This is a genomic window from Pseudomonas sp. yb_5, from assembly GCF_043103865.1.
Classification (GTDB): domain Bacteria; phylum Pseudomonadota; class Gammaproteobacteria; order Pseudomonadales; family Pseudomonadaceae; genus Aquipseudomonas; species Aquipseudomonas putida_Y.
On the sequence record NZ_JBICKE010000136.1, the window covers coordinates 1 to 12,892 of the forward strand.

The 12,892-nt window shown below is 63.8% G+C and carries 16 protein-coding genes; 4 read left to right on the forward strand and 12 right to left on the reverse strand.

The features are described 5' to 3' along the window. Positions 1-152 precede the first annotated feature (152 nt). A complete protein-coding gene (locus ACF8GF_RS24290) occupies positions 153-2,024 on the forward strand; it encodes a TonB-dependent receptor domain-containing protein (RefSeq protein WP_392461584.1) in 1,872 nt (623 codons plus the stop codon). Here ACF8GF_RS24290 and ACF8GF_RS24295 read toward each other — a convergent pair. From ACF8GF_RS24295 to nrdR, 12 genes are all read right to left on the reverse strand, one after another. Further along, on the reverse strand, positions 2,002-2,814 hold the full coding sequence (locus ACF8GF_RS24295) for a cobalamin-binding protein (RefSeq protein ID WP_176684358.1): 813 nt from the start codon (positions 2,812-2,814) through the stop codon (positions 2,002-2,004). The two genes, ACF8GF_RS24290 and ACF8GF_RS24295, sit on opposite strands and share 23 nt — an antisense overlap. Next, positions 2,814-3,233, reverse strand: a complete 420-nt coding sequence (locus tag ACF8GF_RS24300; RefSeq protein ID WP_176684357.1) for an MFS transporter — start codon at positions 3,231-3,233, stop codon at positions 2,814-2,816. The genes ACF8GF_RS24295 and ACF8GF_RS24300 overlap by 1 nt, the downstream gene beginning before the upstream one ends. Then, entirely contained in the window at positions 3,230-3,847 is a 618-nt protein-coding gene (gene ribA, locus ACF8GF_RS24305) for a GTP cyclohydrolase II (protein ID WP_003255389.1), read from the reverse strand. Before ribA ends, ACF8GF_RS24300 begins: the two co-directional genes overlap by 4 nt. 180 nt (positions 3,848-4,027) lie before the next feature. Continuing rightward, the gene (locus tag ACF8GF_RS24310) at positions 4,028-4,771 is read right to left on the reverse strand and encodes an ABC transporter substrate-binding protein (RefSeq protein WP_176684356.1); all 744 of its coding nucleotides are present in this window, start codon (positions 4,769-4,771) and stop codon (positions 4,028-4,030) included. A 16-nt stretch (positions 4,772-4,787) separates the two neighbouring features. Further along, positions 4,788-5,291: a phosphatidylglycerophosphatase A gene (locus ACF8GF_RS24315; protein ID WP_028697792.1), complete on the reverse strand. Its 504-nt coding sequence runs from the start codon at positions 5,289-5,291 to the stop codon at positions 4,788-4,790. After that, on the reverse strand, positions 5,288-6,256 hold the full coding sequence (gene thiL, locus ACF8GF_RS24320; RefSeq protein WP_392487502.1) for a thiamine-phosphate kinase: 969 nt from the start codon (positions 6,254-6,256) through the stop codon (positions 5,288-5,290). The genes ACF8GF_RS24315 and thiL overlap by 4 nt, the downstream gene beginning before the upstream one ends. Before the next feature lie 18 nt (positions 6,257-6,274). Next, positions 6,275-6,775, reverse strand: a complete 501-nt coding sequence (gene nusB / locus ACF8GF_RS24325) for a transcription antitermination factor NusB (RefSeq protein ID WP_003255393.1) — start codon at positions 6,773-6,775, stop codon at positions 6,275-6,277. Continuing rightward, positions 6,772-7,248: a 6,7-dimethyl-8-ribityllumazine synthase gene (ribE, locus tag ACF8GF_RS24330; protein ID WP_003255395.1), complete on the reverse strand. Its 477-nt coding sequence runs from the start codon at positions 7,246-7,248 to the stop codon at positions 6,772-6,774. The genes nusB and ribE overlap by 4 nt, the downstream gene beginning before the upstream one ends. Positions 7,249-7,339: 91 nt before the next feature. After that, a complete protein-coding gene (gene ribBA / locus ACF8GF_RS24335; RefSeq protein ID WP_209968241.1) occupies positions 7,340-8,431 on the reverse strand; it encodes a bifunctional 3,4-dihydroxy-2-butanone-4-phosphate synthase/GTP cyclohydrolase II in 1,092 nt (363 codons plus the stop codon). 18 nt (positions 8,432-8,449) lie between these two features. Beyond that, a complete protein-coding gene (locus ACF8GF_RS24340) occupies positions 8,450-9,115 on the reverse strand; it encodes a riboflavin synthase (RefSeq protein WP_003255399.1) in 666 nt (221 codons plus the stop codon). A 42-nt stretch (positions 9,116-9,157) separates the two neighbouring features. Continuing rightward, complete coding sequence (gene ribD / locus ACF8GF_RS24345; RefSeq protein WP_392487503.1) at positions 9,158-10,288, reverse strand: bifunctional diaminohydroxyphosphoribosylaminopyrimidine deaminase/5-amino-6-(5-phosphoribosylamino)uracil reductase RibD; 1,131 nt, start codon at positions 10,286-10,288, stop codon at positions 9,158-9,160. A 2-nt stretch (positions 10,289-10,290) separates the two neighbouring features. Next, positions 10,291-10,755, reverse strand: a complete 465-nt coding sequence (gene nrdR, locus ACF8GF_RS24350) for a transcriptional regulator NrdR (protein WP_003255402.1) — start codon at positions 10,753-10,755, stop codon at positions 10,291-10,293. A gap of 106 nt (positions 10,756-10,861) precedes the next feature. Here nrdR and ACF8GF_RS24355 point away from each other — a divergent pair, with 106 nt between their 5' ends. From ACF8GF_RS24355 to trxA, 3 genes are read left to right on the forward strand one after another with little or no spacing between them, the layout of a single operon-like run. Beyond that, positions 10,862-11,308 (forward strand): YbaY family lipoprotein, encoded by a 447-nt coding sequence (locus tag ACF8GF_RS24355; protein WP_339535389.1) that lies wholly within the window; start codon positions 10,862-10,864, stop codon positions 11,306-11,308. Beyond that, positions 11,309-11,968, forward strand: coding sequence for a 50S ribosomal protein L11 methyltransferase (locus ACF8GF_RS24360; protein WP_176684351.1), 660 nt, complete (start codon positions 11,309-11,311; stop codon positions 11,966-11,968). Between the two features lie 31 nt (positions 11,969-11,999). Beyond that, positions 12,000-12,872 (forward strand): thioredoxin, encoded by an 873-nt coding sequence (gene trxA / locus ACF8GF_RS24365; RefSeq protein WP_176684350.1) that lies wholly within the window; start codon positions 12,000-12,002, stop codon positions 12,870-12,872. Positions 12,873-12,892: the final 20 nt, after the last annotated feature.

A 12,892-nucleotide genomic window follows, 5' to 3' on the forward strand; every position in this document is an offset into this window, starting at 1 on the left:
TGCCCACTGTAGGAGCGGGTTTACCCGCGAATACGGTAGCGGCGGCAACGGTGAACGGCTGGTGGAAATTGGCCAGCAGGCCCGGCCCTTTCGCGGGTGAACCCGCTCCTACGGGGACAGCACAGTGCTGTGAAAACTCTTTGGAACTGCCCATGAAAAAATTTGCCTGTACCACGATTCTCTGTGCCCCTACATTCCTTCTGGCCGCTGAGCGCGACGACGCCCTCAAGCTCCCCGACGTGCTGATCAGCGCCAGCCGTCAGGTCGAGTCGCGAACCGCCACCAGTGCCGCCAACACGGTTTTCACCCGCTCCGACATCGACCGCCTGCAACCCACCAGCGTCACTGACCTGCTCTCCCGCGTACCGGGCGTGCAAGTGGCACCTACCGGTGGCCGTGGCAGCCTGCCGGGCATCTTTATCCGTGGCACCAAGGCGGCGCAAAGCCTGGTGCTGGTCGATGGCGTACGCATCGCCAATGCCACTTCGGGCGACAGCGGCCTGCAGTTTCTGGACGTCGATCAGATCGAGCGGGTTGAAGTGCTGCGTGGCTCGCGCTCGGCGGTGTACGGCAGCGATGCCATTGGCGGGGTTATTCAGATCTTCACCCGCCGCAGCAATGGCCCCGGCCTGCAGCCACGCCTGCGCATGGCCGCCGGCAGCAACCAGACATTCCAACGCAGCCTGGGGCTTTCTGGCGGCAACGACTCGACCCGCTTCAACCTTGGCGCCAGCCTGGATGAAACTGCCGGTATCGACTCGACCGGGCCATCCTTCGCCAGCGATGGTGACCACGACGCCTACCGCAACAAGGCGGTGAACCTGAGCCTGAGCCACACCTTCGGTGAGCGTTTCGAGGTCGGCCTGAACCTGCTCGACAGCCGTGGTCGCAGCGAGTACGACAACCCGTTCGGTGGCTTCGACCCGGTCACCTTCGAAAGCTTCGGTCAACAACCCTACACCGACTTCAGCGTCAGCAGCCTGGGCAGCTACTTTGACGTTCAGTTCACCGAAACCTGGCATTCACGCCTTGAACTGGCACATAGCGAGAACCGGGACGACAAACGCGACAAGCTCAGCGCTGAGCGCTTCGTGTTCAACACCTACCGCGATCAGGCTACCTGGCAGAACGACCTGTCCATCGGCGAACGGAACACCGTACTGATCGGTGGCGACTGGTACGAAGACCGCGTACACGGCAGTACCGACTTCACTGAGGACAGCCGCTGGAACCGTGCCGTGTTCGCCCAGCACCGCTACCAGGGCGAGCCGTTTTCCACTGAGCTGGGCGTGCGCCATGACCGCAACCAACAGTTTGGTGGCCAGACCACCTGGAGCGGCAGCCTGACCGTACCGCTGAACGCGAACAACGATGTGCTGCTGTCATACAGCGAAGGCTTCCGCGCTCCGACGTTCAACGACCTGTATTACCCACAGTTCAGCAATCCGAACCTGGACCCAGAGCACTCCAGAAGCTACGAGCTGCAATGGCGCAGCCAGCTGAGTACAGAGAGTCGGCTGGAGACTTCGCTGTACCGCACCGATCTGCGCGACGCGATCATCTTTGGCCAGGACTCGATACCCCGTAACGTCGCCTCGGCACGAATCAATGGGGTGGAAATGGCACTAGCGCAGCAATGGGGCGCCTGGCACAGCCAGCTTGGCCTGGCGCTGATCGACCCACGCGACCGCGAGACCGGCCATACCCTCGCCCGCCGAGCCCGCCGCTCCTTGAGCCTGGACCTTGACCGTGAGTTCGGGCGTTTCAGCGTGGGTGCCAGCTGGCAGGCGGTCAGCAGCAGTTATGACGATGAGGCCAACCGTAACCGCATCGGTGGCTATGGCCTGCTTGGTTTGCGCGGCAGTTGGGCGGCTAGCGATGAACTGGAACTCGAAGCCAAACTGGATAACCTGCTGGACCGCAACTACAGCCGCGCCCTTTACAGCTACGAGGGCACGTATCACCCTTACCGCGAAGAAGGCCGCACTGTGCTCTTCAGCGTCACCTGGACGCCGGCGCTTTAGCGTCCAGCAACGCACACAAGCGGGCGGTGGCTTCGATCATCTGCCCGCTGGGACGCTCCAGCCCTTTGTCCGGCACCACCAGCAGGCGCCCATCAGCAACCGCCCGAATCTGCGGCCAGGCCTTCCAGCTGGCCAGTTGCGCCTCATCGGCTGCCAGGATGACCTGCGGATTACGCAGCAGCACGGACTCCACATTCACTTGCGGCGCGGGCTGGGCAAGGTCAGCGAACACATTGCGCGCCCCGCACACGGCCAAGGCGTCGGTCACCACCTGGCGGCCACCGAGCGTGTACAGCGGCCGATCCCAGACTTGATAAAACACCTGCAAGGGCTCGTCACGCCGATACTGTTGGCGCAGCTGCTGCAGCCGCTCACGCAGGGCTCGCGCGTACGAATGGCCCTGCTCGGCCCGCCCGATACGCCCGGCAATGGCCTCGATCTGCTCAATCAACTGGTCGATGTCATGGGGTTCGGCGCTGAAGGTGGCAATACCCAGGCGCTTGAGTTGGTCACGCTGGGCCGGTGGCACACTGCCTGGCCACAGCAGCAACAGATCGGGGCGCAGGCTGAGCAGGCGCTCCATGTCCAGTTGCCCCTGGCGCCCGACCGAAGGCAAGTGGCGCAGCGCAGCCGGCCGGTCGCCGCCATCCAGCACGCCCACCAGCAGGTCGTCGGCCTGCAGCTCAAGCATGATCTCGCTCATCGAGGGGGCCAGGCTGACGACACGCAGCGGTTCGGCAGCCTGTACGGTGCAGGCGAACAACGCCAGCAGGCCAGGTAGCAGTCGCATCAGCCCAACTGGCGCGGAATGCGATAGAGGTACAGCACTACAACCGTCGACAATGCGAGCAGGATCTGCGGCACCGCCTCCAGGCCGACCAGCACCGACAGTGCGGCGACCCAAGCCGGGAAGCAGGCATACAGCATGGCCACGCGCCGTACCCGTGCCAGTTCGATCCAGGCAGTGGGCTCTTCACCCGTACCGAGCACTTTGGAGGTGGCAATAAGTGCGCGCTTATAGGCGCCGAAGCGCGGCAGGCTGAGAAACATGGTGGCCGCACCGGCGATGAATAGCGGCATGGCCAACACCGGAGGCAGCGCATCGCCTCCCCCAAAGGCCCAAGCCATGACTGGCAACGGTACCAGGCCCACCGCCAGGTACTGCCACCAGGCCAGTGCCAGGCGCCGCTTGACCTCGGCGCGGGTCACGCCTGGGGCACCTCGCCCTGGTGTTCGTTGCCCAGCATGTGGCCCAACTTGCCGGCCTTGGTCGCCAGGTAGTAGCGGTTGTGCGGGTTATGCCCGGTGTGCAGCGGCACACGCTCGGCAACCACGATGTTCATGTCGGTCAGGGCTTTGACCTTGCGCGGATTGTTGGTCATCAGGCGCAGCGACTTGACGCCCAGGTGCTCGAGCATCGGCAGGCATATGGCGTAGTCACGCTGGTCGGCAGCGAAGCCCAGGCGCTCGTTGGCTTCGACGGTGTCGGCGCCGCCATCTTGCAGCTCGTAGGCGCGTATCTTGTTCAGCAGGCCGATGCCACGGCCTTCCTGACGCAGGTACAACAGCACCCCACGGCCTTCGCGGGCGATGGCCTGCAGCGCGGCTTCAAGCTGCGAGCCGCAGTCGCAGCGCTGGCTGAACAGTGCATCGCCGGTCAGGCACTCGGAATGCAGGCGCCCCAGTACCGGCTGGCCGTCCGCGATATCACCCAGGCTGAGCACCACATGCTCACGGCCTGTAGCTTCGTCGAGGAAGCCATGCATGGTGAAGGTCGCGAAGGGCGTCGGGAGTTTAGAGGCGGCAACAAAGACGACGGGCACGTTGTGCTCCTGGAATAAGTAGGAATTTTCTCGTGGGCCGATTGTATCAGCAGGTTGGGGGATGTGGGCTGGCTGTATACGGTGGGTTAAGATCGAAAAGTTCGATACTTATTGAAAGCCACCGCTCAATCACAAGCCCGCTGCCACAGAGAACCGCGATCTACCTCAATGTATTCGGCCTCAGTGCGGGCGACTGTCCGCGTTGAACGGATAGGGCTGTTTCCAGTGCTCGAAAATCGGCTTCAGTTCGCCGCTACGTACCAGCTCTTTCATGCGCTTGTCGAACAGATCGCGCAGGGCCCTGGCCTGGTCGTTACGGGCAAAGGCCAGGTACAACGGCAACTCGGCCACATGGGTACGCCGAAAGCGCTCGGGCTGGGGGGCTTGCCCGAGCACGTAGTCCACCTCGGTCAGTGCGTCGATGTAGTAGTCCACCCGGTCATGCTCGAGCATCGGCAAAATGCCCTCGCGACGCTGGATTTCGCGGAACTCGTGCACATTGGGCAAGTAGCTGCCGTAATCATAGCCACGCACCCAGGCCAACCGGTACTTGCCGATGGTCTCCAGCGTAGGCGCAGGCTTGCTGGCCAGCCCCAAGGCATAGATATGGTCCATGTCGAAGTGCCAGCGCGGGTACAGATTGTCGTCGTTTTCTTCCTTGTACGAGCCAACCCAGGCATCAGCCTCGCCGCGCCTGACCAGGCCAACCGCCCGGCTGTAGGGCGCGCTCTGGGTGACCACCTCGACTCCGGCCGGCTCGAACACTTTGCGCAGCACATCCCAGGCCACCCCGGTACCGTCGGCGTTGGTGTAGTCGAGCCACTCCTCGCTAACCAGATGGATCTGTTTCGGCATGCTCTCGGCAGCCGCCACCCACGGGGCAACACTCAGCAGCATTGCCAGCAGTACAGTCCTTATGGCCATTCACGCACTCCCTGTTTCAGGCAACCGCCCACACCAGAACCTGCATGCCCAGCCAGGCAAACACGCCGGCCAGGATATCGTCGAGCATGATGCCGACGCCCCCGTGCACATGGCGGTCGATCCAGCGGATCGGCCACGGCTTGAGGATGTCGAAGAAGCGGAACAGCAGGAACCCTGCCAACAGCCACTGCCAGCCCTCCGGCACCAGCCAGAGGGTGATCCACATGCCGACAATCTCGTCCCAGACAATGCCTTCATGGTCGTGTACGCGCAAGTCATTGGCAACTTTGCCACACAACCAGAAGCCAAACAGCATGCTCACGCCGAGCAACAGCCAGTAACCCCAGTCGGGCAGCATCTGCCACAGCGGGATGAACGGTATGGCCACCAGCGAGCCCCAGGTACCCGGCGCCTTGGGCAAGGTGCCAGAACCAAAGCCAAAAGCGATGAAGTGCCACGGGTTGCGCCAGACCGAAGGCGGAACGAACTCCGCAGGCACCTGATTGGGGTGATCGGTCACGGTATCTCCCTGAAGTGTTGATAGCCCCGCTGAACGGGGGTGATGTCCTGGCCCTGCGCGTCGCGCAAGGTCACGCCTTGCCCTTCGAGCACACGGCCGACGGTATGCACCTCGATAAAATCGAAGGCTGCCAGAGGCGCCAACGCCTCGGGTGGCAAAGTGAACGCCAGTACGTAATCGTCGCCACCGGTAAGCGCTGCCTGCACGGCTGCTTCACGGCCGAGGAAGCTCTCCAGAGCAGGAGACACTGGCACTTGCGCCAGGTTCACCTCCAACGCGACACCGGATGCCTTGGCAATATGCCCACAGTCGGCGAGCAGCCCGTCGGAGATGTCCAGCGCCGCCGTGGCCCGGCCACGCAGCAGGGCACCGAGGGTGAGCTGCGGCATCGGTGACCAGTAATGGGCCAGCAGCGGCTCGGCCTGCGCGGCAGGCACCTCGCGCTCACCCAGCACCAGCGGCAATGCACCGGCGGCCTTGCCCAGTGAACCACCGACACACAGCAGGTCACCCGGCCTTGCACCGCTGCGGCGCAAGGCCTGGCCAGCCGGTACGCGGCCGAACACGGTCACGGTGATGCTCAACGGGCCGCGCGTGGTGTCACCACCGATCAGGCTCATGCGACAACGGTGGGCCATGCGACCAAGGCCGTCGGCAAAGGCCGCCAGCCAGTCAGGGCCAACGTCAGGCAGGGTCAGTGCGAGGGTAAAGCCGATTGCAGTCGCACCCATGGCTGCCAGGTCACTGGCCGCCACGGCCAACGAACGCTGGCCAAGCAGCAACGGATCGCAAACAGCAGGAAAGTGCACCCCGGCGACCAGGGTATCGGTCGACACCGCCAGTTGCTCACCGGGGGGAAGGTCCAGCAGGGCGCAGTCGTCGCCGATTCCCAGCGCCACGCCATCGCCGCCCTGCGCACAAGGCGCAGCGGCGAAGTAATGGTTGATCAGCTCGAACTCACCCATGGCCAGGCAGCGCCAGGATCAGCGCTTGTTCGCCTTGACTTCTGCTTCACGCAGCGCCGGGGCGAGCTTGTCCAATACGCCGTTGACGAACTTGTGGCCGTCAGTGGCACCGAAGACCTTGGCCAGCTCCACACCTTCGTTGATCACGACGCGGTACGGCACGTCGACGCGCTTGATCAGTTCCCAGGTGGACAGGCGCAGCACGGCCAACTCAACCGGGTCGAGCTCTTCCAGTGCGATGGTCATGCAAGGCACCAGCGCCTTGTCGATTTCGCCCTTGATTGCCGGGACCCCATGCAGGATCTCGCGGAAATAGGCACCGTCGACATCGGTGAAATCGTTGTCCACCCGGAACTGCGCTTCGATCTCGTTCAGCGAATGCTGGGCCATGTGCCACTGGTAGAGGGCCTGGGTCGCGAGCTTGCGGGCTTCGCGGCGCTTGGCGCTCTTCGAGGGCTTGCCGGCATCCGCAGGTTTTGGATCGCGCGGGTTGAAACGATCGCTTTCGTCGCTAATCACTTGGCCTCCAACTGCGCCAGCAGGCTGACCATTTCCAGTGCGGACAGGGCAGCTTCAGCACCTTTGTTGCCGGCTTTGGTGCCAGAACGCTCGATGGCTTGCTCGATGGAGTCGACGGTCAGTACGCCGAACGCCACCGGAACACCGAACTCCATGGACACCTGGGCCAGGCCCTTGGTGCATTCGCCCGCCACGTATTCGAAATGCGGGGTACCGCCACGGATCACGGCGCCCAGGGCGATGATCGCGTCGTAGGCGCCTTGCTGGGCGACCTTCTGTGCCACCAGCGGGATCTCGAATGCACCCGGGGCACGGATGATGGTGATGTCGCTTTCGCTGACACCATGGCGTACCAGGGCGTCAACGGCACCGCTTACCAGGCTTTCGACAACGAAGCTGTTGAAGCGGCCAACCACCAAAGCATAGCGACCTTTGGGGGCGATGAAGGTACCTTCGATGGTCTTCAGGGTCATTCCGATATTCTCATCTTCAAGAGCGAGGCCGCATACAAGCGGCCTCGGCAGGGGTCTGGACTCGAGCAGAGGGCGTCAATGCCGCCTCAAGTCACTCGGAGGGCACGTATTCTACAACTTCCAGATCGAATCCGGATATCGCGTTGAACTTCATCGGCGAACTCATCAGGCGCATCTTGCGCACGCCGAGGTCGCGCAGGATCTGCGAACCGGCACCCACAGTGCTGTAGGTGGTCGGGGCCTTGGTCGGCGCATCGCCCGCACTTTCGCGGATGTGCGCCAGCAGCACGTCGCCGTCCAGTGGGTGGCCCAGCAGCAAGACCACACCGCTGCCGGCCTCGGCCACGGCGGCCATGGCCGCGCGCAGGCTCCAGCGACCTGGCTGTTTGACCAGCAGCAGGTCACGCAGTGGGTCCATATTGTGTACCCGTACCAAGGTCGGCTCTTCGGCGCAGATCTTGCCCAGGGTCAAGGCCATGTGTACGTCGCCTTCGACCGCGTCACGGTAGGTGACCAGGTTGAACTCACCCAGCTCGCTCTCCACCGATTGCTCGGAAACACGCTGCACGGTGCGTTCGTGGATCATGCGGTAGTGGATCAGGTCGGCGATGGTGCCGATCTTCAGGCCGTGCTCGGCGGCGAACACTTCCAGTTCGGCGCGGCGCGACATGGTGCCGTCGTCGTTCATCACTTCGCAGATCACGCCGCTTGGCTCGAAACCGGCCATGCGCGCCAGGTCACAGGCGGCTTCGGTGTGGCCGGCACGCGCCAGCGTACCGCCTGGTTGGGCCATCAGCGGGAAGATGTGACCAGGGCTGACGATGTCTTCGGCCTTGGCGTCCTTGGCTGCGGCAGCCTGCACAGTGCGTGCGCGGTCGGCGGCGGAAATACCGGTGGTGACGCCTTCGGCGGCTTCGATCGACACGGTGAACTTGGTGCCGAAGCCCGAGCCGTTGCGCGGTGCCATCAACGGCAGCTTCAGCGTTTCGCAACGCTCGCGGGTCATCGGCATGCAGATCAGGCCACGGGCGTGCTTGGCCATGAAGTTGATGTGCTCGGGCTGGCAGCATTCGGCCGCCATGATGATATCGCCTTCGTTCTCACGGTCTTCGTCATCCATCAAGATGACCATTTTGCCCTGGCGGATGTCTTCGACCAGTTCTTCGATGCTGTTGAGCGCCACGCGGCACCCCCTTCTCAATCAGGATTTCAAGAAGCCATTGGCGGCCAGGAAGCTTTCGGTAATGCCACTGCCCTTGCTCGGTTCGGCGGCCTTGTCACCCAGTAGCAAGCGCTCCAGGTAACGGGCCAGCAGGTCGACCTCAAGGTTTACCCGACGCCCTGCACGGTAATCGGCCATGATGGTTTCGGACAGAGTGTGCGGGACAATGGTCAGCTCGAACTCGGCGCCATTGACCTCATTCACCGTCAGACTGGTACCGTCGACGGTGATCGAACCCTTGTGGGCGATGTACTTGGCCAGTTCCTTCGGTGCACGCACGCGAAACTGGATGGCGCGAGCGTTATCGCTGCGCGAAATGATTTCGCCGACCCCGTCGACGTGGCCGCTGACCAGGTGCCCGCCCAGGCGGGTGGTGGGCGTCAGGGCTTTCTCCAGGTTGACCTTGCTGCCGCTCTTGAGGTCGATGAAGGCGGTGCGCTTGAGGGTTTCGACGCTGACATCGGCCCAGAAGCCGTCGCCCGGCAGCTCTACGGCCGTAAGGCATACACCGTTGACGGCGATGCTGTCGCCGAGTTTGACGTCCCCCAAGTCGAGCTTGCCGGTTTCTACGTAGACGCGCACGTCACCACCCTTGGGGGTCAGGCTGCGGATGGTGCCAATGGATTCGATGATGCCGGTGAACATGGGGTCTTCCTCAAAAACGGTTTGCGCAGGGCAAGCCCGGCATTATACGCCGGGCGCCGGCAGGGGGATGGCAGTGACCCGCCAGTCATCGCCCACTGCGCGCATTTCGGTAATTTTCAGCCGCGGCGCCTCGCTCATCTTTTCCAGTGGCCAGTCCAGTAATGGGCGGGCGTGGGAGCCGAGGAAGGTGCCGGCGACGAACAGCTGGAACTCATCGACCAGGCCCAGCCTGGCAAAGGCACCCACCAGGCCAGCGCCAGCTTCCAGCAGGATTTCGTTTACGCCGCGGGCGGCCAGGGCCTGCAGCAGCGCCGCAAGGTCGACCTGGCCATTGTCGCCCGGCAAGCTGAGCAATTCGTGGCCGGCAGCGGCATAGCGCGGGTCATCTGCGACAGCAGTCACCACCAGAGCCGGGCCGACCTGGAAGAACGGCGCAGCCAGTGGCAGGCGCAGGCGGCCATCGACCAACACTCGCAAGGGTGTGCGGCTGAGTGCCTGGGCAGTGGTTTCGGCATCCAGACCCAGCTCGGCGCCACGCACGGTCATGCGTGCGTTATCGGCCAGTACACTGGCGGCGCTGGTCAGCACCACGCTGGAACGGGCGCGCAGGCGCTGTACCGCCGAGCGGGCGGCCGGGCCGGTGATCCACTGGCTTTCACCACTGGCCATGGCGGTGCGGCCATCCAGGCTCATGGCCAGCTTGGCGCGAACGAACGGCAGGCCATGCTCCATGCGCTTGAGGAAGCCTGGGTTGAGGGCGCGAGCCTCGGCTTCGAGCACCCCGCTGGCCACTTCGATTCCGGCTTCGGCCAGGCGCCGCAGGCCCTGTCCCGCCACTTGCGGGTTAGGGTCCTGCATGGCGGCTACTACACGCGCCACGCCGGCCTTGACCAGCGCTTCGGCACACGGCGGCGTACGGCCATGGTGGCTGCATGGTTCCAGGGTGACGTAGGCACAAGCCCCGCGGGCAAGTTCACCCGCCTGACGCAGGGCATGCACTTCGGCATGCGGCTCGCCGGCGCGTACGTGCCAGCCTTCGCCAACCACCTCGCCATCACGTACGATCACGCAGCCGACCCGCGGGTTCGGGTGGGTTGTGTACAGGCCTTTGCGCGCCAGCTCCAGCGCGCGGGCCATGTAGTGGGCGTCTAGGATGGCGGCTTGGCTGGGCATGTTCACTCTTTAGCTGGCTCACGGGCCAGACGGTCGATTTCTTCGCGGAACTCGTCGAGGTCCTGGAAGCGCCGGTACACCGAGGCAAAGCGGATATAGGCCACTTCATCGAGTTTGCGCAACTCGGCCATGACCATTTCACCGACCACCAGCGATTTGACTTCGCGTTCGCCAGTGGCTCGCAGCCGGCTCTTGATGTGCGCCAGCGCGGCTTCCAGGCGCTCGACGCTGACCGGACGCTTTTCCAGCGCCCGCTGCATGCCGGCGCGCAGCTTTTCTTCGTCGAAGGGCTGACGCGTGCCGTCCTGCTTGATCAGCCGGGGCAGCACCAGCTCGGCGGTTTCGAAGGTGGTGAAGCGCTCGCCGCAGGCCACGCATTCACGGCGGCGGCGCACCTGCTCGCCCTCGGCGACGAGGCGAGAGTCGATGACCTTGGTGTCGTTGGCACCGCAAAAGGGACAGTGCATGGTGGCAGGCAACAAAAAAAGGGAGGGCCATGGTAGCGCATTGCACTGGCAAGACAAGCCAAAGGGGTTAACATCCATGGGAAATATGCCCGTGAAGGACTCCCCCATGCACTACCGAGCGCTCGTCGTGCTGTGCTGCGCCGGTCTGCTTGCCGCCTGCGGCAGCGACAGGCCAAAGACCGACAACCCGGCGCCCGCCCCTGCCCGCTCGGCCAAGGCCGAAGTACCGGGTCCGCTGCCGGCCTACCAGCGCGAGCTGAGCGGCACCTTGCTGGAAATCCCGGCAGGTGCCGACGTGGAACTGGCCTTGCTGGTCATCGACGAACGCGACCGTCCGCAGCGCCTGCTGGCAAGCAGCAAGCTGACCGGTACTGGCCAGGCACTGCCCTACCACCTGCGTTTCAACCCCGAAGCCTTCCCGCCCGGTGCCCGAGTCGAACTGCGTGGCCGCGCCAGCAACTCTGGCCAGCTGATCATGCACCTGCCCCCTGTGCGCATTATCCAGGCACAGACCCAGGCCACAGGCCCGCTGCGTTTCGAGAAGGCGCCGTAAGTGGCGCCGCTGGCCCTGCAACAGGCCCTCAGCGGCCTGATCGGCGAAGCGCGCCTGATCGTCAGCGAACTGCCCGATTGCGACCTGAAGCTATGGCTGATCGACGACCAGAACATGGATCGCGCCTTCAGCAGCGAAGAAACCCGGCGCATTCTTGAAGAGCCCCCCTATTGGAGTTTCTGCTGGGCCAGTGGGCTGGCAATGGCCCGCTACCTGGCCGAACGCCCGGAGTGGGTGGCGGGCAAGCGCGTGCTGGACTTTGGCGCCGGCTCTGGCATCGCCGGCATTGCTGCTGCACGCGCCGGTGCACTGGAAGTGGTGGCCTGCGACCTCGACCCGCTGGCCCTCGATGCCTGCCGTGCGAATGCAGCACTGAACGGGGTGACACTAAGCTACAGCAGCGATTTCTTTGCCGAGGAAGACCGCTTCGACCTGATCCTGGTTGCCGATGTGCTGTACGACCGCGCCAACCTGCCGCTGCTGGATGCCTTCCTGAGCCGCGGTCGCCAGGCCCTGGTGGCCGACTCGCGAGTACGTGACTTTCGCCACCCGTTGTACCAGCAATTGGGCGTGCTCGAAGCACTGACCCTGCCGGACCTGGCCGAGCCACACGAATTCCGCCGGGTCAGCCTGTACCACGCCAGCCGCGACACCTTATAGTGTTGCCATACACGAGTTTGCGAGAGTCGCGATGACCCAAGACACGCCTTACATTTTCGACGCCACCGATACCACCTTCCAGCAACTGGTGATCGAGAACTCCTTCCACAAGCCGGTGCTGGTAGACTTCTGGGCCGAGTGGTGCGCGCCGTGCAAGGCGCTGATGCCATTGCTGGCAAAGATTGCCGAGGGTTACCAGGGCGAACTGCTGCTGGCCAAGATCAACTGCGACGTGGAGCAACAGGTGGTTGCCCAGTTCGGCATCCGCAGCCTGCCGACAGTGGTGCTGTTCAAGGACGGCCAGCCGGTTGACGGTTTTGCCGGGGCACAACCGGAGTCGGCGATCCGCGCCATGCTCGAGCCGCATGTACAAATGCCAGCCGCGCCCACCGCCTCGCCACTGGAACAGGCTAAGGCGCTGTTTGCCGAAAGCCGTTTTGCCGAAACCGAAGCGCTGTTGCAGGCGCTGCTGGGTGAGGACAACAGCAATGCCGAAGCGCTGATCCTGTATGCCCGCTGCCTGGCCGAGCGTGGCGAGCTGGGCGAAGCGCAAGTGGTGCTGGATGCGGTCAAGACTGACGAACACAAAGCTGCACTGGCCGGTGCCAAGGCCCAGCTGACCTTCCTGCGCCAGGCTGCCAGCCTGCCGGAAGTGGCTGACCTTAAAAGCCGCCTGGCGCAGAACCCGCAAGACGACGAGGCGGCTTATCAGCTGAGCATTCAGCAACTGGCGCGCCAGCAGTACGAGGCGGCGCTGGAAGGGCTGCTGAAGCTGTTCCAGCGTAACCGTGGCTACGAGAACGGGCTGCCGCAAAAGGCGCTGTTGCAGGTGTTCGATTTGCTGGGTGGCGATCACCCGCTGGTTGGTGTTTATCGTCGCAAGCTGTCGGCGGCAATGTTCTGAGTGACCTTGAAGCCTGCGCT